General features: G+C 70.5%; 19 protein-coding genes and 1 pseudogene. 8 read left to right on the forward strand and 12 right to left on the reverse strand.

Going from position 1 to position 21,274, the window contains the following annotated elements:
* Positions 1-9: 9 nt before the first annotated feature.
* The 8 genes from ACIGO6_RS05865 to ACIGO6_RS05900 form a co-directional block, all read right to left on the reverse strand.
* Positions 10-660 (reverse strand): class F sortase, encoded by a 651-nt coding sequence (locus ACIGO6_RS05865; protein ID WP_399871885.1) that lies wholly within the window; start codon positions 658-660, stop codon positions 10-12.
* Positions 661-703: 43 nt separating this feature from the next.
* Positions 704-1,192, reverse strand: coding sequence for a sortase (locus ACIGO6_RS05870; protein WP_399871888.1), 489 nt, complete (start codon positions 1,190-1,192; stop codon positions 704-706).
* A gap of 278 nt (positions 1,193-1,470) precedes the next feature.
* Entirely contained in the window at positions 1,471-2,190 is a 720-nt protein-coding gene (locus ACIGO6_RS05875) for a FadR/GntR family transcriptional regulator (protein ID WP_399871891.1), read from the reverse strand.
* Positions 2,191-2,311: 121 nt separating this feature from the next.
* Positions 2,312-2,647: an SMP-30/gluconolactonase/LRE family protein gene (locus ACIGO6_RS05880; RefSeq protein ID WP_399871894.1), complete on the reverse strand. Its 336-nt coding sequence runs from the start codon at positions 2,645-2,647 to the stop codon at positions 2,312-2,314.
* A gap of 58 nt (positions 2,648-2,705) precedes the next feature.
* On the reverse strand, positions 2,706-3,626 hold the full coding sequence (locus ACIGO6_RS05885; RefSeq protein WP_399873565.1) for a sugar kinase: 921 nt from the start codon (positions 3,624-3,626) through the stop codon (positions 2,706-2,708).
* A gap of 38 nt (positions 3,627-3,664) precedes the next feature.
* Positions 3,665-4,309: a bifunctional 4-hydroxy-2-oxoglutarate aldolase/2-dehydro-3-deoxy-phosphogluconate aldolase gene (locus tag ACIGO6_RS05890; protein WP_399873568.1), complete on the reverse strand. Its 645-nt coding sequence runs from the start codon at positions 4,307-4,309 to the stop codon at positions 3,665-3,667.
* Positions 4,310-4,397: 88 nt separating this feature from the next.
* Positions 4,398-5,543: a galactonate dehydratase gene (dgoD, locus tag ACIGO6_RS05895; RefSeq protein WP_399871897.1), complete on the reverse strand. Its 1,146-nt coding sequence runs from the start codon at positions 5,541-5,543 to the stop codon at positions 4,398-4,400.
* A 48-nt stretch (positions 5,544-5,591) separates the two neighbouring features.
* A complete protein-coding gene (locus tag ACIGO6_RS05900; RefSeq protein ID WP_399871900.1) occupies positions 5,592-6,368 on the reverse strand; it encodes an SDR family NAD(P)-dependent oxidoreductase in 777 nt (258 codons plus the stop codon).
* A 234-nt stretch (positions 6,369-6,602) separates the two neighbouring features.
* Here ACIGO6_RS05900 and ACIGO6_RS05905 point away from each other — a divergent pair, with 234 nt between their 5' ends.
* The 3 genes from ACIGO6_RS05905 (at position 6,603) to ACIGO6_RS05915 (ending at position 10,391) form a co-directional block, all read left to right on the forward strand.
* Entirely contained in the window at positions 6,603-9,029 is a 2,427-nt protein-coding gene (locus tag ACIGO6_RS05905) for a beta-galactosidase (RefSeq protein ID WP_399871903.1), read from the forward strand.
* 76 nt (positions 9,030-9,105) lie between these two features.
* Positions 9,106-10,104, forward strand: coding sequence for a cellulase-like family protein (locus tag ACIGO6_RS05910; RefSeq protein WP_399871906.1), 999 nt, complete (start codon positions 9,106-9,108; stop codon positions 10,102-10,104).
* The gene (locus ACIGO6_RS05915; protein WP_399871908.1) at positions 10,098-10,391 is read left to right on the forward strand and encodes a hypothetical protein; all 294 of its coding nucleotides are present in this window, start codon (positions 10,098-10,100) and stop codon (positions 10,389-10,391) included. Before ACIGO6_RS05910 ends, ACIGO6_RS05915 begins: the two co-directional genes overlap by 7 nt.
* Positions 10,392-10,410: 19 nt before the next feature.
* On the opposite strand, the gene ACIGO6_RS05920 is transcribed toward ACIGO6_RS05915, so the two are convergent.
* From ACIGO6_RS05920 to ACIGO6_RS05930, 3 genes are all read right to left on the reverse strand, one after another.
* Positions 10,411-11,997 (reverse strand): alpha/beta hydrolase, encoded by a 1,587-nt coding sequence (locus ACIGO6_RS05920; RefSeq protein ID WP_399871911.1) that lies wholly within the window; start codon positions 11,995-11,997, stop codon positions 10,411-10,413.
* 376 nt (positions 11,998-12,373) lie between these two features.
* Positions 12,374-12,931: a hypothetical protein gene (locus ACIGO6_RS05925; protein WP_399871914.1), complete on the reverse strand. Its 558-nt coding sequence runs from the start codon at positions 12,929-12,931 to the stop codon at positions 12,374-12,376.
* A 476-nt stretch (positions 12,932-13,407) separates the two neighbouring features.
* A complete protein-coding gene (locus ACIGO6_RS05930) occupies positions 13,408-14,874 on the reverse strand; it encodes a non-reducing end alpha-L-arabinofuranosidase family hydrolase (protein ID WP_399871917.1) in 1,467 nt (488 codons plus the stop codon).
* 726 nt (positions 14,875-15,600) lie between these two features.
* Here ACIGO6_RS05930 and ACIGO6_RS05935 point away from each other — a divergent pair.
* Positions 15,601-17,031, forward strand: a complete 1,431-nt coding sequence (locus ACIGO6_RS05935; RefSeq protein WP_399871920.1) for an endo-1,4-beta-xylanase — start codon at positions 15,601-15,603, stop codon at positions 17,029-17,031.
* A 224-nt stretch (positions 17,032-17,255) separates the two neighbouring features.
* Positions 17,256-17,462: a hypothetical protein gene (locus ACIGO6_RS05940; protein ID WP_399871923.1), complete on the forward strand. Its 207-nt coding sequence runs from the start codon at positions 17,256-17,258 to the stop codon at positions 17,460-17,462.
* Positions 17,463-18,069: 607 nt separating this feature from the next.
* Here ACIGO6_RS05940 and ACIGO6_RS05945 read toward each other — a convergent pair.
* Positions 18,070-19,143, reverse strand: coding sequence for a GlxA family transcriptional regulator (locus tag ACIGO6_RS05945; RefSeq protein ID WP_399871925.1), 1,074 nt, complete (start codon positions 19,141-19,143; stop codon positions 18,070-18,072).
* Positions 19,144-19,196: 53 nt separating this feature from the next.
* Between ACIGO6_RS05945 and ACIGO6_RS05950 the strand changes: the two genes are divergently transcribed.
* The 3 genes and pseudogenes from ACIGO6_RS05950 to ACIGO6_RS05960 all read left to right on the forward strand — a co-directional run bounded on the left by ACIGO6_RS05950 (position 19,197) and on the right by ACIGO6_RS05960 (position 21,223).
* Positions 19,197-19,850 (forward strand): HD domain-containing protein, encoded by a 654-nt coding sequence (locus ACIGO6_RS05950; RefSeq protein WP_399871928.1) that lies wholly within the window; start codon positions 19,197-19,199, stop codon positions 19,848-19,850.
* 2 nt (positions 19,851-19,852) lie between these two features.
* Positions 19,853-20,464: pseudogene (locus ACIGO6_RS05955) on the forward strand (DJ-1/PfpI family protein).
* 27 nt (positions 20,465-20,491) lie between these two features.
* Entirely contained in the window at positions 20,492-21,223 is a 732-nt protein-coding gene (locus tag ACIGO6_RS05960; protein WP_399871931.1) for a DJ-1/PfpI family protein, read from the forward strand.
* Positions 21,224-21,274: the final 51 nt, after the last annotated feature.

The following is a 21,274-nucleotide window of genomic DNA, read 5'->3' on the forward strand; positions in this document are numbered from 1 at the left end:
TTCGGCCGGCTACGTCACTGCGGTCAGCGTCGCGTAGACCACGACGTTGCCCAGGTAGCCGGTGCGCTTGCTGTAGCCGCCACCGCAGGTGATCAGCCGGAGTTCGGGCCGGCCGGAACTGCCGTAGACCTTCTCGCTGGGGAACTTCTTCCTGTCGTAGAGCTCGACGGCGCGGACGGCGAACACCGCCGTCCGCCGGTCCGTCCGGCTGATCTCGATGGTGTCGCCCTCGCTCAGGGTGCCGAGGTTGTAGAAGACACCCGGGTCGCCGGTGGGTGTGTCCACATGGCCGGTGGCGACGGCGGTTCCTGCCGAGCCGGGAGGTGTGCCGTCGCCGTACCAGCCGGCGAGGCCGGGTTCGTCACCGGGTGGAGTCCGCAGCGCCCCTGCCGCATCGAGGCCCACTCGTGTCATCGGGGCGTCCACGTCGATGGCGCCGATCCGGATCCGGACCGGATCCGCGGGAGGCAGCGGAGGGACCGTGGGGCGGGTGGGGCCTGCGGAGGTGGAGAAGGCCTGGGCCTGTGATGGCTGCGGTGGCCCCTCGTCGTGCACCCCGCTGATCAGCAGCACCGCACCTGCCGTCAGTGCGCAGGCCAGTAGGAGCACCGCAGGGTTGGACGGATCTTCGGGAGCGCCGGTGCGCTGTCTGGGTGCCATGGCGGTGAGGACGTGGGAGGGGCCGGCCGGCGGAGTCGGACGGTCAGGTTCGGTCGGCGTTCGGGCGGCGGCACATCCAGAGCGCACCCCCGGCTGCCGTGACGAGCAGTCCACCGCCCAGGGCGAGCCCCATACCCGTGTCGTCGGCCGGTCCGAAGCCGGCGCTGACCGAGCCCCTCGGAGAGCGGCCGGTGACCTGGTACGTTTCCGTGGCCTTGGTCCGGGGCGGACACTTCAGGGTGACGGTGTCGCTGCCCGGCCCGGCTCCTTCCGGGATCTGGAACCGACCGGTGAGTACCCCCTTCTCGTCGCCTTCGAAGAGGTGGAACTCTCCTGCCACCTCCGACCAGCCCTTGCCGTAGTCCGTGTCGGGGGCGCAGGCCCTCGTACTGACCGTCACCGTGGAACCCGGGGAGGCGTTCCACGGGTCGATACGGACATCCGGGTCGTCGGCGGCGACGGCGGCCGGGATCTGCAGTCCGAGGGCACCGAGAGCCAGGACGACACCTGCACCCAAGCGTGTGTAGCGCATGCGAATCCTCCAACGGAACCGGGTCCGGCCTGTCTGCGCGGCACCTCTCCTGTGTTCCGCTCACGAGGCAACCGACAGACCATCAGGTTCGCAACCTGACGAGTCACCACATGTGTCACCCGGTCAGGTGCCATGGCGATCCCTCTTGAAGGCTTGCGCAGGTCACCGACGCGAAGATCACCCCTACCAATCACCCGCCGTTCCGTCCCCATAACGGTGAACGTCCACCGGGCGGTCGGGCAGCGCTCACGCGGGGAAGGGACGGCGCGGGGGAGGAGTCAGCGGGGTGTCGTCGACTGCTCCCCGGTGACCCGGTCGAAGTCGTGCGTGGCCTGTGCGAGCAGGTCGAGCATGGCCAGCTCCGCTCGGGCCGCGTCCTGCTCACGGACGGCGTCGAAGACGGCCCGGTGGCTGGGGAGGGGGTCGGAGGCCTCGCTGTGGGAGTGCACCATGCGGTCCCGCTCGCGCAGTCCCGGCTCCAGGAGCAGGTCCATGCGGGCCAGCATCTCGTTGCCCGTGGCGTTGAGCAGGGCTCGGTGGAATGCCGCATCCGCCTCGGCGGCTCCTGCGGGGGAGTGGGCGTGAGCCTCTGCCATGGCGTCGAGGGCCGTCTGCATGGCCTGCAGATCCTCGTCGGTGCGATGCAGCGCGGCCCGGTGCGCGGCGGCGGGTTCCACGATGGAGCGCACGTCGGCCAGGTCCCGCATCAGGCGCTGCCCCCCACCGCTTTCCACCTGCCAGCGGATGAGGTCCGCGTCGAGGAGATTCCAGTGCCTGCGCTCCCGCACGAAGGTGCCGCGCTTCTGGCGTGCGTCGATCAAGCCCTTGCCGGCCAGCACCTTCATGGATTCGCGCATGACGGTCAGGCTGACGTCCAGTTCCTCACCGAGGGCCCGGACGTCGAGGATCGCCCCCTCGGGCAGATCGCCGCGGACGATGCGAGTGCCGAGGGTGTGCACGATCTGTCCGTGTACACCTCTGCCGGTGTAGGACGCCATGGGGGGTTCTCCTAGCGGTGGTGGAGCGGTGTCGTGCGGGAACGGGTCTCATCCTAGCCCTGACCGTTAATTATGAATACATTTCGACAGGGGCGCGGCCCCCACCCACGATGAACGCACTTCACCGAGCCGCTGCCGTAGGAGCCGATGAGAGGGTGCGGCCGTCCGGGCCGAAGGCTGGCCCGTTGGGAACGGTCAGCCCGTCGAGGACGCAGGTCACAGAGCCGTCGGGGTCCCACCGGTGCAGCGCACCGGCGCCCAACGGCTGGGCCAGGCGGGCCAGTTCCTTCAGGGGAGCGCCGGGCCTGGCCTTGGGCAGGCGCAGCAGTCTGCCGGTGGGGATGTCGACGAGCACGACGTCGCCGTCGGCCGGCAGGCGTGGGCCTTCACCGAGTTCCAGCCGGTCGGGCGCAACGGGTGTGAACGTGCCGACCAGCTGGTGAGCGGACAGGGACATGCACCGTCCTTTCGTGGCAGGGAGGAACGGGGATCGAGCCGCCGGGTGCCAGGAGAGCTCAGCGCACTGCCGCGCCGGGCGCCGAGTCCAGCAGGGACAGCTCGTCGCGGTGGGGCAGCCCTTCCCAGTCGCCGTGGCAGGCGACCGCGAACGCGGCGGTGCGGGTGGCCCGGCGCAGCCGTTCGTCGGCCGGCAGCTCGTCCAGCACGCCGGAGAGATATCCGGCGCAGAACGCGTCACCGGCGCCCACCGTGTCGGCCACGGGCACGGGATGGGCGGCGGCGTGCAGGACCCTGTCGGCGTCGAGGTACAGGTCCGCGCCCTGGGCGCCCCGCTTGACCACGACCTCCCGGACCCCCTGGTCGAGCAGCTCCGCCACACGGTCGGCCTCGGGCGTACTCTCGCCTCCGGCGATCAGGGGCAGCTCGTCGTCGGAGGCGATGACGATGTCGACGAGCCCGAGCAGCGGCCGCAGGGCGGCCGAGGCGGCTGCCGCGTCCCACAGGCGGGTGCGGTGGTTCACGTCGAGGGACACGGTCCAGCCGCGCTCGGCGGCGTGTCCGGCGGCAGCCCGCACGGTGTCCAGGGGACCGGGGCCCAGGGCGCAGGTGATGCCGGTCAGATGCAGGAGACGGGCCCCGGCGGCCAGAGCGCCCCGGACGTGCTGCGGCTGCATGCGGGACGCTGCGGATCCGGCGCGCCAGTAGTGGACGCGGGCCAGGTCGGCGACCCGACGCTCGCGCATCAGGGCGCCGGTGGGGGCGTCGGCATCGACGGTGGCATGGTCCACGTGTACGCCTTCGCCGCGCAGCGTCCGCAGGATCACCCGGCCGGGCTCGTCGGAACCGAGGCGGCCGGCCCAGCCGACGTGGTGGCCCAGTCGGGCGAGCCCCACCGCCACGTTGGACTCCGCGCCCGCGACCGCCGTGCGGGCCGACCCACCCGCGGTCAACGCTCCGTCCACCTGGAGCGAGAGCATCGTCTCGCCGAACGTCAGGGCCTGCAGCGGTGCGGCGCTCACGCGGCGTCTCCCGTCGCGCACACGGCCAGGAACTCCCGGGCCCGGGCCCGCAACCGGGTGAGGTCGCCGCCGTGCGGGGCATCGCCGAGCAGAGGCGAACCCACGCCCACGGCGACGGCGCCGGCAGCGAAGTAGGCCCGCGCCGCTTCGGCGTCCACTCCTCCCACCGGCACGAACGGAATGTCGGGCAGCGGGTCGCGCAGTGCGCGCAGATAGCCGGGGCCGCCCAGGGAGGCGGGGAACAGCTTGACCGCGCCGGCGCCGGATCGCATCGCGGCCACCGCTTCGGTCGGGGTGAGCGCTCCGGCCAGCACGGGCACGCCGAGCGTGACCGCGTGCTCGAAGCCCTCGTCCAGGGCGGGCGTCACCATCCACCGGGCTCCCGCGTCCCGGGCCCGCAGCGCGTCCTGGCGGGTGACGACCGTTCCCGCTCCGATGACGGCGTCGGGGCCCGCTTCCTTGCCGGCCTGGGCGATGACGGTTTCGGCGCCGGGTGTGGTCAACGAGATCTCGATCAGGCGCACGCCCTCCTGGGCGAGGGCCAGGACGCTGCGCAGCGCGGCCGCGGGGTCACTGCCGCGCACGATGGCCACCAGCCGGTTGCCATGCAGTTCGCGGGTGAAGTCGGTGTGGTTCAGCATGCGTTGTTCTCCGTCATGGTCGGCGAGAGCGAGAGCGAGAGCGAGAGCGAGAGCGAGGGCGAGGGCGAGGGCGAGGGCGAGGGCGGGGTCACCATTCGGCGAACGAGCCGTCGGCATGGCGCCACAGAGGGCCGCGCCAGTCGGGCGCGCTGTCGTTCGCGCGTCGTACGGCCTGTTCGTCGACCTCGATGCCCAGGCCTGGGCCCAGGGGTCGGTTGATGTGGCCCTGGTCGAACCGGAAGACCGCGGGGTCGATCAGGTAGTCCAGGACCTCGGCGCCGGAGTTGTAGTGGATGCCGATGCTCTGCTCCTGGATGAGGAAGTTCGGTGTGGTGAAGGCGACTTGCAGACTGGAGGCCAGAGAGATCGGGCCCAGCGGGCAGTGCGGCGCCAGCAGCACATCGAAGGTCTCGGCCAGCGACGCCATGCGCCGCACCTCGGAGATGCCGCCCGCGTGGGAGAGGTCCGGCTGCAGCACGGCGATTCCGGCCTGCAGCGCGGGCAGGGCGTCGGTGCGGGAGAAGAGACGCTCTCCGGTGGCAATGGGTACAGGAGAGGCCGCCACGACCTCGTGCAGGCGGTGGGCGTACTCCGGCAGGACGGGTTCCTCGACGAACAGCGGATGCAGCGCGGCGAGCTCGGGCAGGATGCGACGGGCGCTCGCGGTGGTGAACCGGCCGTGGAAGTCGAGGGCGAAGTCCCGGTCGGGCCCCAGCACTTCACGGGCGACGCGTGCTCGCTCGACCACCGCGTGGACTTCCGCGGCGTTGGCCATCCTGCCGATCCGTCCGCAGGCGTTCATCTTGATCGCCGTGAAGCCGGCCTCGGCCTGGGCGTGGACGGCTTCGGCGATCTCGGTGGGTTCGTCGCCGCCCACCCAGCTGTAGGCGCGGACGCGGTCGCGCACGGGGCCGCCCAGCAGCACATGGACCGGCACGCCGAGGGTCTTGCCGGCGATGTCCCACAGGGCCTGGTCGATGCCGGCGACGGCGCTCGACAGGATGGGGCCGCCCCGGTAGAAGGTCCCCTTGGACATGGCCTGCCAGTGGTCCTCGATACGCATCGGGTCCTGGCCGACGAGGTATTCGGCGAGTTCGTGCACGGCCGTGCGGACGGTGGCGGCCCGGCCTTCCACCACGGGCTCGCCCCAGCCCACCACACCGTCGTCGGTCTCGATGCGGCAGAACAGCCAGCGGGGCGGCACGGCGAAGGTTTCAACCCGGGTGATTTTCACGGGACGTGACTCCAAGGCAGTAAGCGGGAGGCGGGGCGGGGGTGCTGCTCACGAGGAGTTCTTCAGCACGCTCCACCCGCCGTCGACGACGAGGGATGCTCCGGTCATGAAGGAGGCGTCGTCGCTCGCGAGGAAGGCGATGGCGGCAGCCACCTCCTCGGGGCGGCCCAGGCGGCCCTGGGCGGTCTCGGCGGCGCTGGCCTGCCGGTCGGCCTCGCCGATGGCGTCCCAGGCCTGGGTCAGGACCGGGCCGGGCAGCACGCTGTTCACGCGGACCTGTCCGCCGTACTCGACGGCCAGCTGCCGGGCCAGGCCGGTCAGACCGGCCTTCGCAGCCGCGTAGGCGGGACGCCCGGGCAGGCCGACCAGGGCGTGCACCGAGGAGACCAGTACGACGCTGCCGCCGGTGGCCCGCAGATCGTCGAGGCAGGCCCGCATCCCGAGGAAGGACCCGCTCAGGGTCACGGCGAGTTGCCGGTTCCACTGCTCGACGCTGGTCTCGTGGGCCGCGGCGACCCGGACCGTGTAGGCGTTGCTCACCAGGGCCTGAATCGGGCCGAACGTCTGACGGGCGGCCTGGGCCGTCCGTGCCCAGGACGACTCGTCGGCGACGTCGCAGTGCTGGAACCGCGCCTGCCCGCCTTCCTCGTGGATGGCGGCGGCCACGGCCTCGCCGGCCTCGGTGTCGACGTCGGCGAGGACCACGCGGGCACCCTCGGCGGCGAGGCGGTGGGCCGTGGCGGCCCCGATGCCGGAAGCGGCTCCGGTGACGAGCGCGCACCGGTCACGGAGGCGTTCCGAGAGGGTCGGCGGTGCGGGATGCATGGAGGCGACTCCTGGGGCTGAAGCGGCAACGATGACATCATTAAATATTAATTATCCATACACGCCAAGGGGGTCGGGCAAGTGGCTCGGTCGAGCGGATCGGTCGAGCGGCTCGGCCCAGGGGTTCGAGGGAGGGTTCTCTGATCGGAAATTATGAATTAATGTGCCGTCGTCGAATGCCGACACCGCCGGCCCGGCCCTGTCCGGACCCGGCGCCGAGCCAGGAGGCCGATCGTGCACACCCTGACCCTGCGCCCACCCACGACGCCGCTGAGCGGTCACCTCCGCATGGGTGAGTCTCAGGGGCCGGACCGGATCCACGCCACCAGCACCCACCTCATGCGCGGCGACCGCCCGTGGTTCCCCGTGATGGGTGAGTTCCACTTCAGCCGATACCCCCGTGACGGCTGGCGCGAGCAACTGCTGAGCATCCGTGCCGGCGGCATCGACGTCGTCGCCACCTACCTGTTCTGGCATCACCACGAGGAACACCGCGGCGACTTCCGCTTCGACGGCAACCGCGACATCCGCGCCTTCCTCGAGCAGGTCGCCGACTGCGGGCTGGACGCGGTCGTGCGGATCGGCCCGTGGTCCCACGGCGAGGCGCGCCACGGCGGCTTCCCCGAGTGGGTTCAGCACTCCCACACCCGGACCCGCACCAATGACCCGGCCTACCTCGAACTGGTCCGGCCCTACTACGAGCGCATCAGCTCCGAACTGGACGGGCTCTTCCACGCCCAGGGCGGACCGATCGTCGCCGTCCAGATCGAGAACGAGCTCTACGACCAGCCCGAGCACCTGCGCACCCTCAAGAACATGGCCCACGATGCCGGGATCACCCCGCCCCTGTGGACCGCCACGGCATGGGGAATGGCAGACCTGCCCGCCGACGAGTTCCTCCCGCTCTACGCGGGCTACCCCGAATCGCCCTGGGACGACGCCCACCCGGGATGGGCCCGCCACAACCGCACGCACTACTTCTTCACCCCGCTGCGCGACGACCACACCGTCGGAGCCGACCTTCGCCGCAAGCCCACCGCGGGCGAGGGACCGGACCTCGACCGCCACCCCTACGCCACCTGCGAACTCGGCGGCGGTGTGCAGGTCACCTATCACCGCCGGCCCCGCGTCACCGCGGACGACGTGGCCGCCCTGGCCCTGACCAAGATCGGCTGCGGTTCCGCCTGGCAGGGCTACTACATGTACCAGGGCGGCTCCCACGTCACGGACGCCGCCACCACGATGCAGGAATCCCTCGACACCGGCTACCCCAACGACGTTCCGATCGTCAGCTACGACTTCCAGGCACCCTTGGGCGAGTACGGGCAGGTGCGCCCCGTCTACGGACTGCTGCGACTGCAACACCACCTGCTCGCGGCCGCGGGCAGGGAACTGGCCCCGATGCCGCTCATCGCCCCGGACCGCACCCCCGAGGGACTCGACGACCGGGACACCCTGCGATGGGCCGTCCGCACCGACGGCGCCTCCGGAATGCTGTTCGTCAACACCCACCAGCCCGGCGGTGAGGACCTGGCCGCACACAGCGGCGTCCGCTTCCGCCTCGACGGCCCCGCGGGACCGCTCGAACTGCCCACGCATGCCGTCGACATCCCCTGCGGAAGCTACTTCGCCTGGCCCTTCCGCCTGCCGCTGCCCGGAGACGCAACGCTGGAATGGGCGACCGCCCAGCTCGTGACCGTCCTGGACGACACGGTCGTGCTGACCCGCACCGCCGGCATCCCGGTCGAAGCCGTGCTCCGCGGTGTCGACGCGGCATCGGTCCACAGCCCTCACGCCACGACCGAGGACCTGGGCGACGGCCGGACCCGCCTGCACGTCCCGCACCCCGGCACCGACACGCTGATCGACCTCGGAGCGCTGCGGCTGCTCGTCCTCGACGAGGACACCGCGCGGCGCACGGCCATCGGCGAGCTGTGGGGAACGCGTCGCCTCGTCGTCGGCAACAACCTCCACCCCGTGCCCGACGGTGACCTCCTGCACATCGAGTGCGGGCCCCAAGGCGGCTCCCTGCTCGTCCACCCGGCACCCCCCGGACCGGTGGAGGTGCAGGTGCAGGTACAGGACCAACAGACCCAGGACCAGCGGACCCAGGACCAGCGGACCGGACCTGCCGGCAGCACACCGCTGCGCCTGCACGAGGCCGCGGAGAACGGGGTGTTCGCCCGCTTCGAGATCGACGCCCCCGCGGACATCCCCGCCGTCGACCTGGTCGAGGTGAGCGCCGCCACCGGCCCCGCCCCGCAACGCGCCGGTGGACCGCTGCACCGCGCAGCCGCCCCCACCCCCGACGACTACGCCCAGGGCACGGCCCTCCGCGTCGGCATCACTCCCGAGGCGTTCTCCCGCGCCCACCGCCTGCTGCTCCAGCTCGACTGGACCGGTGACGCGGCCCGCGCCGAACTGGACGGCACACTCGTCGCCGACCAGTTCTGGAACGGCGACCCGTGGGAGATCGACCTCGCCCGGCACCGCGACGCGCTGACCAACGGCGCCGAACTGATCCTCAGGCTCCTGCCGTTCGACCCGACCGCCAAGATCTACGTCCCCGAGGACCTGCGGCCCACCGAGCCCACCCTGCGCGTGACCTCCGCCCGGCTCGCGCCCGTCTACCGCGCCGCCCTCACCACGACAGCCCCGTAACCCGGCACCGTCAGCCGCAACCGGGCCGCACTCCCGCCCGCCAGGCAACCCAGAACCACCGACCACGAAGGACGTCATGGCCTACACACCGATACCCCTGCCGGCCCACCTGCCCGACCGACTCACCATCACCCTGTGGGACTTCACCTGGTACACCCGCACCGGACCCGGCGAACCCTTCGAGGACCTCGACCGCGCCTTCACCGAGGCCGTCGACCGCGGGTACAACACCATCCGGATCTGCGCCATGCCCTTCCTCGTCTTCGGATCCGGCCTGACCGGAGAACTCGAACTCGGCCCGCTGGGAGGCGAGTACGGCCAGGGCACCCGCTGGTACGACGTCCGGCACCGCACCCGGATCGACCCGAAGGCACACCTGCTGGAACTACTGCGTGCCGCGCAGCGCCACGGTGTCGTCGTCATCCTCTCCAGCTGGGAGTACCAGCAGAGCAGCTCCTTCGCCGGCGACCGCCGATGGTTCGACGCGCTCATGGCCGTCAGCCCCGAAGACCGCCCCACCCGGCTCGCCGAGTCCCTGGCCGACCTGTGCGATCTCGCCGAGGCCGAGGGACTGGCCGACGTCGTCGCGTTCGTCGAACTCCACAACGAGGTCCAGGGCGGATACCTCACCGAGGGACTGCCCGGTAAGGAACCCGCAGTGGTGGAACTGCGCGAGCGCCTCGAAGCGGGCCTGAGCCGCTTCCACGAACGGTGTCCTCGGACACCCGCCACCGTCAACTACGCCCGCGTCCCGCTCGAGTCCTTCCGCGGCATACCGGAGAACATCGACGTCGGCGTCTTCCACCCCTACGTCTACGGCGTCCTCGATGAGCTCGTCACCGGGTACGGACTGCGCTCGGCCGACGGCGGCTTCGACGAGGAGCGTGCCCGCACCGACCTGATGCGCCCCGGCGCGCCGCCGTTCGACCAGTGGCATCCCCGGCCGGAGAGGAATGGCGCCTGGAGGCCACGATCGTCGGCAAGCCCGAGATCTACGTCCACGACTGGTGTGACGCCGACGCGTGGGACCGCATCCTGTACGAGCGCTACGGCGCGCACCGCCTCGCCATGCTGAGCACGCTGGGCACCTGGATGTCCGCAGCCGCCGACCTGTGCGCGGGCCGCGGCATCCCGCTGGTCTTCGGGGAGGGCTGGATCGGCTACACCCCCTTGAACGGCACCTTCGAAGAAGGCCCGATCGGCGCGGAGTTCTGCCGACACGCCGTCCGCAGCAGCGCCGAGGCCGGTGCCTGGGGAACCATCGTGTGCTCCAACGCAGCACCCCACCATCCGATGTGGAGCCACACGGCACTGCAGCGCGAGTGCAGCGAGCTCTTCCTCCACCACGCAGAGCGCAGCTGACCGGACTCCTGGCAGGTGCTCAGGTGCAGACCTCGCCGGCGGTCGGGAGCTGGCCCCGTGTCAGGTAGCGGTCCACGGCGGTGTCGACACAGGTGCTGCCGCGCTGGTAGGCGCCGTGCCCGTCGGCGTCGTAGGTGAGCAGGCGGCTGGAGGAGAGCTGGTCGGTGAGCGACTCGGCCCAGTGGAGCGGGGTGTCGGGATCGCGAGTCGTGCCGACGATCAGGATCGGAGCGGCACCTGGCGCCGTGACGGCCTGGGCGGGCTGGGTCGCCGGCACGGGCCAGTGGGTGCACTGCCCGAGACCGGCCACGTCCAACGCGCCGAACAGGGGCGAGGCGTGCAGGAACTGCGGCAGCGCCGCCGCGGCCTCGGCGGAGCTGAACCGGGAGTCGAAGGGAGAGCTCAGGCAGCCGATGGCGTAGAACGCGTCGACGGCATTGCTGAAGGGGATCTCCGAGGCGCCGTTGAGTTGCTGCAGCGCGGTGGTGTCCCCGGCCGGCACTCCCTGGAGCGCGGCGCGCAGCAGCTCCCAGTCGGCGGAGCGCAGCGCGTTCCTGACCGCGTTGAGGAGGTCGGACCCCGTGATGGCGATGTCCTTGCCCTGTCGGAGGGGGGTACTGTCCAGGGAGTGCAGCAGCGTGACCAGTCTGCGGCTGATCTCCGTGACGGAGTGCCCCAGAGGGCAATCAGTGCGGGCGGCGCAGTCGGTGGCGAAGGACTCCCAGGCCACCTGGTAGCCGGCCGTCGTCTGCAGGGCGTTCTGGTAACCGTCGAGGGTGGGGTCGACGACACCGTCCAGCACCATCCGTCCCACCCGGCTCGGGAAGAGATCGGCGTAGGTCGCGCCCAGGTAGGTGCCGTACGAGACACCGACGTAGTGCAACGCGTCATCGCCCATGAGCGCGCGCAGCACGTCCATGTCCCGGGCCGCATCCAGGGTGCCGACATGGGGAAGCAACGGCCCGGCGTTCCGTTCGCACACGGTGGCGAAGTCCTCGAACGCCGCGTCGAGGGCGGCGAACTCCGCCGAGTCGGCCGACTTGCGGCTGTCTGCCCCCGTGGGGGGCGTGGGAGCGTCGATCTCGCAGTTCACGGGGGTGCTGTACTGCACGCCGCGCGGGTCCATGGCGACCAGGTCGTACGAGGCTCGCACGGACGGGGAGAAGAGGTCGGCGCCGCCCTGCGCCAGGTAATCGATCGCGGATATCCCGGGGCCGCCGGGATTGAGGAACAGCGAGCCGATCCGTGCGCCGTCGCCGGTGGCCTGCTTCCGTGAGGCCGCCAGGAGCAGGTCGCCCGCATCCGGATGGGCGTAGTCCAACGGCACCGTCACTTCGGTGCACTGGAACGAAGGGTCCGGGCAGGGCCACCACTGGAGCTCCTGCTGGTAGTAGCGCTGCAGTTCCGGCGGGACGGCCGCGTCGGCCGCGGCGTCGTCGGCCCCGGCCGGCTGCGTCGCGGCGGGGGCGGCTCCGGGCCAGGCGGCGTACGGAGCGGTCAGCAGCAGCCCGGAGGCACCCAGCAGCGCCATCCTGCGCCGTAGCCTCCGCCTGCGTATGCGGTCACCGTCGGGTGTGCGGTCGGCGTCTCCTCGTACAGCGGTCATTGCCAAGCCTCCCTCGCGCGCCCAGGCGATCCGGGCCCGCCGGATGGGGCTTCACGACGGCCTCAGCGGGCTCGCCGACCGCGTCCATCCGGTCTGTGATCAGAGCATCACAGACTGTGTTCCAAGGGTGACTCGAGTAGACCGAACGCGTGAACCGCGTCGAATACGTGGTTGGGAAGCCTGATGACGGGAAGCATTGCGCTCCTGACCATGGTCAGGAGCGCAAAGCCGAGTGGAGTCGGGGGACTGGTGGCGTGGTGGACCGCTACTCGGCAGGGTCGGGGCAGTCAGCCCTCTCTGTCAGCAGCGGTGCAGGCGCTGGGCCCCGGGCGCCGTGTCCGGCCGGCCGGGGCCCAGTTTGGTGAACGATGGACGATCAGAAGACGCTGAAGCCGCCGAGGCCGCCGGCGCCGCCGTCACCGAAGATGCTGGTGCCGCCCGCTCCGCCCGCACCGCCGTCCCCGAAGACGGTGTTGCCGCCGTTGCCGCCGCCCCCGCCGTTGCCGAAGACGCTGCTGCCGCCGAGGCCACCCGCACCGCCGTCACCGAAGATGCTGCCGCCACCGGAGCCCCCGGTGCCGCCGTTGCCGAAGACGCTGCTGCCGCCCGCGCCGCCCGTGCCGCCGTTGCCGAAGACACTGCCGCCACCGCCGCCGCCACCGCCCCCGCCGCCGAAGACGCTGCTGCCGCCCGCGCCACCCGCGCCGCCGTTGCCGAAGACACTGCCGCCACCGGCACCGCCGGAACCGCCACCGGTGACGGCGCTGGAGACCGTGGAATGACTGGGAGCCGCCGTCGCGGCGGACGCCGGAAGGGCGACGCCCCCGGTGACCACGGCAGCCGAGGCAAAGACCATCGCGAAACGGAAACCCCGCCGCTTGGGCGTGCCGTCCTTACGGGTACGGGCGCCACGGGTGTGAACGTTGCCAATCATGGAATTTCTCCTTCTGTAAGGGGATTTTTACCGGCCCGGAATCCGGGGCCGTGAGAAAGGGAGAATTCTCTACGAGATTTTCTCTCCCTCGGTGCGTTCTCATTTCCTTTCCGGTGAGGCCGCACTTCCATTAGGCCCGCCCGGCCCAGCAGCGTCATGCTCCGAGGACTCGGGGCTTGACGGAACCGAAAACGCCGGGTAAACGCCCGATAGCCCCTCCCCGGGCAGCCTCGGCCCTGGACCCCCGTCAATTCCCGGGAGAGAGAGGCCGACGGCGTGCCGGGCTCCGTCCAAGATCTAGCATCTGGAAGTTTGTGCAGGTCAGTGGCGCGATCGGGTCGTTCAGGTCAGCCATGGGCCGCGGCTTCGGCACGCGCTCGTCCTGGGCTGTTCAGCCCATGACGCGGCGGGCGGGCCCGGCCTTCCGCCGGGCCCGCCAACCCGGCTCCCCTCGGAGCCGGACCCGTGTCATGCCGTCAGCGCTGCAGTGTCAGCAGTCCCGGACGGTAGGGCAGGAGGCCGTAGTCGCCCCCGGAGTTGGGGTTGCGTCCCTGGTAGAGCAACTGCAGATTGCAGGGATCGACGGTCATGGTCTGATCGGGGCTGGTGCGGATCAGCTCGCCGTGGCTGATGTCGTTGGTCCAGGTGGCGCCACTGTTGGCCTTGCCGGCGAAGGGATTGCTCTCGGTCGCGGCCTGGGGCGTCCACGAGCCGTTCAGACTGGTGGCCGTGAACGAGCGGAAGTACCGGCCCTGCGAGCCGATCGCCTCGACGATCATGAGGTAGCGGTTCTGGCCCTGCAGCTTGTAGACCTGCGGGGCTTCGAAGAGGTTGTTCGTCGTATCGCTCATGATCACTGTCGAGGTGGAGCCGAAGCTGCCCGGGAAGTTCCCGATCGGCATACTGGCCCGGTAGATCTTGCCGTTGTCGCCGGCGAAGAACAGGTACATGTTCGTGCCGTCACCGATGAGTGTCTGGTCGATGGGTCCCGTTCCGGAGCCGGAGATGCTTCCGGAGAAGAGCACCTGCTCGGACGACCAGCCATTCGGGTTGGTGGGGTCGCTCGACGTCCGGTAGGAGAAGGAGGTCCCGCCCCACTGGTAGGCGAGCACCCAGATGTTCTTCGGCGCGAAGTGGAAGAGCGTGGGTGCGACGGTCGAGTTGGACATCGTGTTCTGGCCGGCCGAGGCCATCTCCGACCAGTCGGTGAACGGGCCGAAGCTCATCGACCCCCACCTTGTGCCCGTGTCGTGCGTGGTCGCGTAGACGAGTTGTCTGCCGTTGTAGGGGGCGACAGTGAAATCCTTGAGCGAGACCCACCCCTGCTTGGGCTGCGCCAGCGCACCCGTCGATGTCCAGCGGTAGCTCGACGGGAGATCGCACGAGCCGGGGGTGTCGGCGCCGGCCTTGACGAGCCGCCACTGCTGGTTGGTGCCGCCCCAGTCGTCGTACTGCACGATGTTCGCGTTGTCGGCGGTGGAGGCGCCCTGCACTTCAAGGGCCTTGTTGCTGTGGCGCGAGATGAGCCTCACGTAGCCGTCCGAGCTGTCGGCCAGTCGCCACTGCTGGTTGGTGCCGTTCAGGTCGGACCACTGGACGATCGAGCCGCCGTTCGCGGTGGACCAGTTGTGGACGTCCAGAACCTTGCCCGAGTGACGGGACTTGATGCGGTAGTAGCCGTCTCCGGAATCGACGAACTGCCACTGCTGCTGGGTCTGGTCGTTCCTGGTCCACTGGGTGATGCGGGCGCCGTCGTTGGTCGCCAAATTGTAGACGTCGAGGGCTTTGCCGCTGTTGCGGTTGACCAGCACGTACGAGGCGTTGGGGTCCACGGTCGCGGCCTCGGCGGGCTGGGCACCGAGGAAGGCGGTCACCAGTAGTAAGGGCGCAAGGATGCTGAGTAAGCGTCTTGGGTGGACCGGGGACAGGTGGGGGAACCGCATCAAAGGGCCTCCTTGGGGGCGGGGGTGAGGTGCCGCCGATGAACCGCGGGGCAGCAGCCGCGCCGGGGGCGGGACGATTTCGAAAGTTTCGAAGAGATCCCGGTTATGTGACGCCACAAGCTAGGAAGGCGAGGCCGTGCGGTCAAGGTCTGTCGCTGAACTGTCCGCAAACAGTTCCTCCCTCCGGGCGTGGTGAGCCCTTGTGCCGACCATAAAACCGCAGGTGGTTTGCGATACGGCTCGCTGGTTCAGGGATCCAATCCACCTCGACGCGGCATCAAAAGTTTCGAATCGAAATCGGAAACTTCTAGTCGGGAGGGTTGACGAGTCACCGTCAACCCTCAATCATCCTGTCTGATAACACGACCGCAGTACGAGATTTCGAACCACGCTGGTCCCCGGCAGATTGTGTGCCGCACTGCAGAGCCGCACACAGCTGCACCGGATCCGCGCACTAGAGCACCGGCCACCCCTGTTTGTTCGTCCCGGTGAGGCTTGCACCGACGCATCCCGGCCCTCCGTGCAGTTGGGAGAGGTGTGCGGCGCCGTGTGACGACCTCCCGGCTGAGCCGCGATGGAGCACCCCCCGTGCCTGTGTCGGAAGGCTGCTGCCGCCCGGCGTACGTCACTCGGCGGCCGACCGGGCCCGTTCGTGCCGGTTGAGATCCTCTGGGACTCATGGGCGGTGTCCGGTGATCCCGTCATTCCTACCTTGGAGGCACAGCCATGGGCTCGTATGCCCTACCCAGACCCGTTGGCCGCCGGAAGCTCCGCGTTCTGCTGCTGGCGCTGGTCGCCGGCGTCCTCGGTGTGGTCGCCGGACTGGCCGCGCCGCCGACCGCACACGCCGCAGAGAGCACGCTCGGCGCTGCGGCGGCGCAGAGCGGCCGCTACTTCGGCACCGCCATCGCCGCGAACAGGCTGAGCGACTCGACGTACGCGACGATCGCGGCCCGTGAGTTCAACTCGGTGACGGCCGAGAACGAGATGAAGATCGACGCCACCGAACCGCAGCGGGGCCAGTTCAACTTCACCGCCGCCGACCGCGTCTACAACTGGGCGGTGCAGAACGGCAAGCAGGTGCGCGGTCACACCCTGGCCTGGCACTCCCAGCAGCCCGGATGGATGCAGAGTCTCAGCGGCAGCGCACTGCGCCAGGCGATGATCGACCACATCAACGGCGTGATGGCCCACTACAAGGGCAAGATCGCCCAGTGGGACGTCGTGAACGAGGCCTTCGCCGACGGCAGTTCGGGAGCCCGGCGCGACTCCAACCTGCAGCGCACCGGCAACGACTGGATCGAGGTCGCCTTCCGCACCGCGCGCGCCGCCGACCCGTCCGCCAAGCTCTGCTACAACGACTACAACGTCGAGGACTGGACCTGGGCCAAGACCCAGGCCATGTACGCCATGGTGCGGGACTTCAAGCAGCGCGGCGTGCCGATCGACTGCGTCGGCTTCCAGTCGCACTTCAACAGCGGCAGCCCCTACAACAGCAACTTCCGCACCACTCTGCAGAACTTCGCCGCCCTCGGCGTCGACGTGGCCATCACCGAACTCGACATCCAGGGTGCCCCGGCCTCGACCTACGCCAACGTGGTCAACGACTGCCTGGCCGTCTCGCGCTGCCTCGGCATCACCGTCTGGGGCGTGCGCGACAGCGACTCCTGGCGATCGGAGCACACGCCGCTGCTGTTCAACAATGACGGCAGCAAGAAGCCCGCCTACACCGCCGTCCTCAACGCACTCAACGGCGGCTCCACCACACCGCCCGTGGATGGCCGAACGATCAAGGGCGTCGGTTCGGGCCGTTGCCTGGACGTGCCCGGCACCAGTACCACCGACGGCACCCAGGTCCAGCTGTGGGACTGCCACAGCGGCACCAATCAGCAGTGGACGTACACCGACGCCGGTGAGCTCAGGGTCTACGGCAACAAGTGCCTGGACGCCGCCGGCACCGGCAACGGCGCCAAGGTCCAGATCTACAGCTGCTGGGGCGGCGACAACCAGAAGTGGCGTCTCGACTCCGCCGGATCCATCGTCGGCGTCCAGTCCGGCCTCTGCCTCGACGCCGTCGGGGGTGGCACCGCCAACGGCACCCTGATCCAGCTCTACTCCTGTTCGAACGGCAACAACCAACGCTGGACCCGCGCCTGACGAGGCCTGCCCGAGGACGTGAGACCTCGCTAAGATCGCGTGGGTCACCGCCGTGGCGGCGGCGACCCACGCGATCGGCACGGCCAGGTGGCTCTGAGCCACTACCTGCCTTCGTTCCGGGAGGTCGTCAGATCGCTGGACATGAAGATCTACCGGCACCGGCGTCTGTACTTCTCACGCCCGGAGGTTTCAGAGGACTTCACTCATGTCGACCGGGTCTCCTGATGGCGATCCGTAACCGGGACGGCGCCCTGGCCAAACGACTCCTCGAGTCCCACCTCATCGATGCAGTCATGGGCCTGATCATCGACAAGGAACCGGGCCACACGTTCGACTCTCTCCCGACTGCGGATCGCGGGGTCGGGATCGACGTCGAGCCGCCTGCCGGCCACCAGGCCGACCGGGGTCCGGTCGTGCCGCGCGCTGGGTGACTGCCGGCAGATCGCGGCTGAGGCGTCTCCCCAGGACGCAGCCCGAGTCGGACGTTCTCGCCGGGCGATGATTCCTTCGTCCCGCCACGCGGCGTCGTAGCGTCCCACCTTGCCGACCAGGCGGCCGCCAAGACCCTCCGGCCAAGCCGCTGCCGCACGCCGTGGTGGCGCGGGCGGGTGGAGTGTCGGGCCGGCGGGGCGATCCACGAGTGCGGCTGTATGGCGCCGGGCTCGGCGAAGTTCCCCGTCAGCAGCCAGGTCAGCTTGTTGAGGTAGGACACCGGCGTGCTGTTGGGACCCTTCCGCACGCCCAGGTTCTTGTACGTCGACACGCTGGAGGCGGTGCCGATGACGCGGGTCGTCCGGCGCAGCAGGTCCTCGTCCACGCCGCAGGTCCGCGCGCGGCGGGCGACATCCACCGTCTCCAACTGCTCGACGACGGTTTCGGCGCCGGTGGTGCGGGCGGTGAGGAAGGCGTGGTCGAGAAGGTCTTCCTGGACCAGGACGCCGAGGAGACCGGCCAGGCATCAGGCGTCGGTGCCGGGCCTGACTTGGAGGTGGGTGCCGGCGAGGTCGGCGGTCTCCGTACGGACCGGATTGACGACGATCATCGCGCGGGCGGGTCCCGGTGCGTCGTTCCCGTCCGGGACGGCGAGGCGGCAGGCGGGTCGGTGGCCGTCGTCGGGGTGTGCGCCTGAGCGCAGTTCGGCCGTGCCGTCGGGGCGAACGCCGCGCGATAGGCGGTGGGTGTCGTCCCGAGGGTGCGCCGGAAGTGCAGCCGGAGGTTCGAAGGGCTGCCCAGACCACATCGGTCGGCTATGTGGTCGACGGCGAGTCCGGTGCTCTCCAGGAGCTCCCGGGCACGGTCGAGCCGGGCGGCGAGCAGCCACCGCAGGGGAGTTGTGCCGGTCTCGGCGACGAACCGCCGGGCGAAGGTCCTCGGCGCCATGTGAGCGTGCGCGGCGAGCAGTGGGACCGTCAGCGGCTCGTGCAGACGGGTCAGGGCCCACGTCCGGGTGGGCGCGAGGGTGACGCCGTACGTGTCGGGGGCCAGCGGCCGTTTGATGTACTGCGCCTGCCCGCCGTCGCGGTGGGGAGCGGAGACCAGGGCGCGCGCCACCTTGTTCGCCGTCCGTGCGCCCAGGTCGCGTCGCACCAGGTGCAGGCACAGGTCGATGCCGGCGGCGACGCCCGCCGAGGTCAGCACCTGTCCCTCGTCCACGTAGAGCACGCGCGGGTCCACCGACACCCTCGGATACCGCGCCGCCAGTTCCTCGGAGTACTGCCAGTGGGTGGTGGCCTTGCGGCCGTCCAGGATCCCGGCTGCCGCCAGTGCGAACGCGCCGGTGCAGATGGACACCAGCCGCCGGCCCCGGGCGTGGGCCTCGGCCAGTGCGGCGAGCACGTCCTGCGGGAGCTCCCGCAGGTGCGGTGCGTAACCCGGGACCACCACGGTGTCCGCGCCGCGTACCGCTTCCAGCCCGGCCGTCACCGTCACGGCGAACCCTGCCGCCGTCGGGACCGACCCCGCTGTCCGTCCGCACAGGGTCAGCTCATAGGGGGCCCCGGGCACGGCGATGAAGACCTGGGCCGGGATGCCCAGGTCCAGGGGCAGCACGTCGTCCATGACCAGTACCGCCACTCGGTGCGGTGCGGCGGGGGTGGCAGTTTCCTCTCGCATGAAGGCAAGTCTGCCACTGTCAGCGGCAGTTGGCGCGGACGATCATCGATGTCATGACCGACGAGATGACCACCGGCGTCCCGCCGCTCCCCGACACTCTCCTCTCCCGCCGCGCGCTGGCCCTGGTACGCGAGACGGAGTCCACCGCGACCGCCAACCACAGCGTCCGCAGCGCGCTGTTCGCCCGGCTCCGCGCCGACCACGAAGGCGCGGAGCCGGGCCGTGACTACGATCCGGAGCTGCTGTTCCTGGCCTGCGTCCTGCACGACATCGGCCTGACGCAGGCCGGTGACCGCCACCAGCGGTTCGAGGTGGACGGCGCCGACACGGCCGCGGAGTTCCTCACCGCGCAGGGTCTGCCCACCGCCGACGTCGACGCCGTCTGGGAGGCCGTCGCCCTGCACACGACGCCGGGCATCGCCGAGCGCCGCGGCACCCTGTGCGCCCTGGTGCACCAGGGGACCGGCATGGACTTCGGCTGGAACGCGGACTGTGTCGACGACGCCACCGGGGCCGCGATCCACGCCGCCTATCCGCGGCTGTCCATGGCCACCACCCTCACCGACGAGATCGTCGCCCAGGCACGGCACCGCCCCGAGAAGGCCCCGCTCTTCTCCATCGCGTCCGAACTGCTGCGGGAGAGATCCATACCGCCGCACAGGACCCGGATGGAGACCATGGCCGACGCCGCACGCTGGGGCAACTGAGCATGACCACCTACGGAATCCTGCTGTTCGAATCGGCGCAGGAACTCGACTTCACCGGTCCGTGGGAAGTGTTCACCACCTCCTCCGGACTGCGTGACGGCACGGACGACGTCCTGCTCCTCGCCGAGCACTCCGCACCCGTCCGCTGCTCCCAGGGCATGCGGGTACTGCCGGATCACACACTCGGCGACCATCCGCCGCTGGACGTCGTCCTCGTACCGGGCGGTCATGGCGCCCGGGAGGTCGAGCCGTACAACGAGCGGGTCACCGACTGGCTCACCGACACCGCCGCGCGCGCGACCTGGGTGGCCGGCGTCTGCACCGGCACCTTCCTGCTGCACGCCGCCGGCCCGGCCCGGGGCCGCCGGGTCGCCACGCACTGGCAGTACGAGGAGGCGCTCGAAGGACGCGGCGACGTCACCGTCGTACGGGACGCCCGCTAAGTCATCGACGGCAATCTGCTCACCAGCCAGGGCGTCTCCGCCGGCATCGACAGCACCCTGTGGCTCGTCGGACGCCTGCACGGACGCGAGCACGCCCGCGCCGTGCGCCGCGCCCTCCAGTACGACCCGGCACCGCCGTACCTGGCGGACGAGCCCTTCCCCCACCCGTGACCGACCGAGAACGGAATACCGACCGAGATGAACCGCCGTACCCTCCTGCACGCCACCACCGCACTCGGGGCCGCGACACTGACGGCCGGCGCCGCCACCCGGGCCGACGCGGCGACCTCCGCAGCTCCCGGGCGCGACCGTCCTTTACGCGTACACGTCGTCATGTTCGACGGTGTGGAGGAACTCGACTTCACCGCCCCGTACGAGGTGTTCTCCGCCTCCGGTTACTTCGCCGACCGGGAGGTGGACGTCCGCTACGTCACGCTCGACGGCCCTCGTACCGTCGAAGCCGCCTACGGCACCAGACTGCGCGTCGACCACGGGTGGGCCCCCGAGGAGGCGGAACTCCTCGTCGTCCCCGGCGGCGGGTACGCGCGCCGCGAGGGTCCTGGAGTGTGGGCCGAGATCCGGCGCGGCTCCTTGCCTCGGGCCCTGGCCGCTGCGCCCCGTCCCGGCCTGACCGTCAGTGCGCTGTGCACGGGCGTGATGCTGCTGTCCGCCGCCGGGCTGACCTCGGGACGCCCCTGCACCACCCATCATCGAGCGCGGGCCGACCTGGAGCGGCAGGGAGGCGTGCTGAAGAACGCCCGCGTGGTCGACGACGGCGACCTGGTCACCGCCGGCGGGGTCACCTCCGGACTGGATCTCGCCCTGTGGCTGGTGCGCCGGGAACTCGGCGCGGACGCCGCGGTCGGTCTGGAGGAGATGCTCGAGTACGAGGCCCGAGGCACGGTCTGGACGGCGCGAAGCCGACGGTGAGTGGGGTTTCGGCGGCACCGTTCCGGCCTGTCCGTCACCCTGGGCGGCGTC

This window comes from Streptomyces sp. NPDC053750 (genome assembly GCF_044544295.1).
Taxonomy (GTDB): Bacteria; Actinomycetota; Actinomycetes; order Streptomycetales; family Streptomycetaceae; genus Streptomyces.

Excerpts from the sequence above, each read along its gene's own strand:
- ACIGO6_RS05865 (WP_399871885.1), bottom strand. The coding sequence starts at position 660 with ATGGCACCCAGACAGCGCACCGGCGCTCCCGAAGATCCGTCCAACCCT.
- ACIGO6_RS05870 (WP_399871888.1), bottom strand. The coding sequence starts at position 1,192 with ATGCGCTACACACGCTTGGGTGCAGGTGTCGTCCTGGCTCTCGGTGCC.
- ACIGO6_RS05875 (WP_399871891.1), bottom strand. The coding sequence starts at position 2,190 with ATGGCGTCCTACACCGGCAGAGGTGTACACGGACAGATCGTGCACACC.
- ACIGO6_RS05880 (WP_399871894.1), bottom strand. The coding sequence starts at position 2,647 with ATGTCCCTGTCCGCTCACCAGCTGGTCGGCACGTTCACACCCGTTGCG.
- ACIGO6_RS05885 (WP_399873565.1), bottom strand. The coding sequence starts at position 3,626 with ATGCTCTCGCTCCAGGTGGACGGAGCGTTGACCGCGGGTGGGTCGGCC.
- ACIGO6_RS05890 (WP_399873568.1), bottom strand. The coding sequence starts at position 4,309 with ATGCTGAACCACACCGACTTCACCCGCGAACTGCATGGCAACCGGCTG.
- ACIGO6_RS05900 (WP_399871900.1), bottom strand. The coding sequence starts at position 6,368 with ATGCATCCCGCACCGCCGACCCTCTCGGAACGCCTCCGTGACCGGTGC.
- ACIGO6_RS05910 (WP_399871906.1), top strand. The coding sequence starts at position 9,106 with ATGGCCTACACACCGATACCCCTGCCGGCCCACCTGCCCGACCGACTC.
- ACIGO6_RS05915 (WP_399871908.1), top strand. The coding sequence starts at position 10,098 with ATGCTGAGCACGCTGGGCACCTGGATGTCCGCAGCCGCCGACCTGTGC.
- ACIGO6_RS05920 (WP_399871911.1), bottom strand. The coding sequence starts at position 11,997 with ATGACCGCTGTACGAGGAGACGCCGACCGCACACCCGACGGTGACCGC.
- ACIGO6_RS05925 (WP_399871914.1), bottom strand. The coding sequence starts at position 12,931 with ATGATTGGCAACGTTCACACCCGTGGCGCCCGTACCCGTAAGGACGGC.
- ACIGO6_RS05930 (WP_399871917.1), bottom strand. The coding sequence starts at position 14,874 with ATGCGGTTCCCCCACCTGTCCCCGGTCCACCCAAGACGCTTACTCAGC.
- ACIGO6_RS05935 (WP_399871920.1), top strand. The coding sequence starts at position 15,601 with ATGGGCTCGTATGCCCTACCCAGACCCGTTGGCCGCCGGAAGCTCCGC.
- ACIGO6_RS05940 (WP_399871923.1), top strand. The coding sequence starts at position 17,256 with ATGGCGATCCGTAACCGGGACGGCGCCCTGGCCAAACGACTCCTCGAG.
- ACIGO6_RS05945 (WP_399871925.1), bottom strand. The coding sequence starts at position 19,143 with ATGCGAGAGGAAACTGCCACCCCCGCCGCACCGCACCGAGTGGCGGTA.
- ACIGO6_RS05950 (WP_399871928.1), top strand. The coding sequence starts at position 19,197 with ATGACCGACGAGATGACCACCGGCGTCCCGCCGCTCCCCGACACTCTC.
- ACIGO6_RS05960 (WP_399871931.1), top strand. The coding sequence starts at position 20,492 with ATGAACCGCCGTACCCTCCTGCACGCCACCACCGCACTCGGGGCCGCG.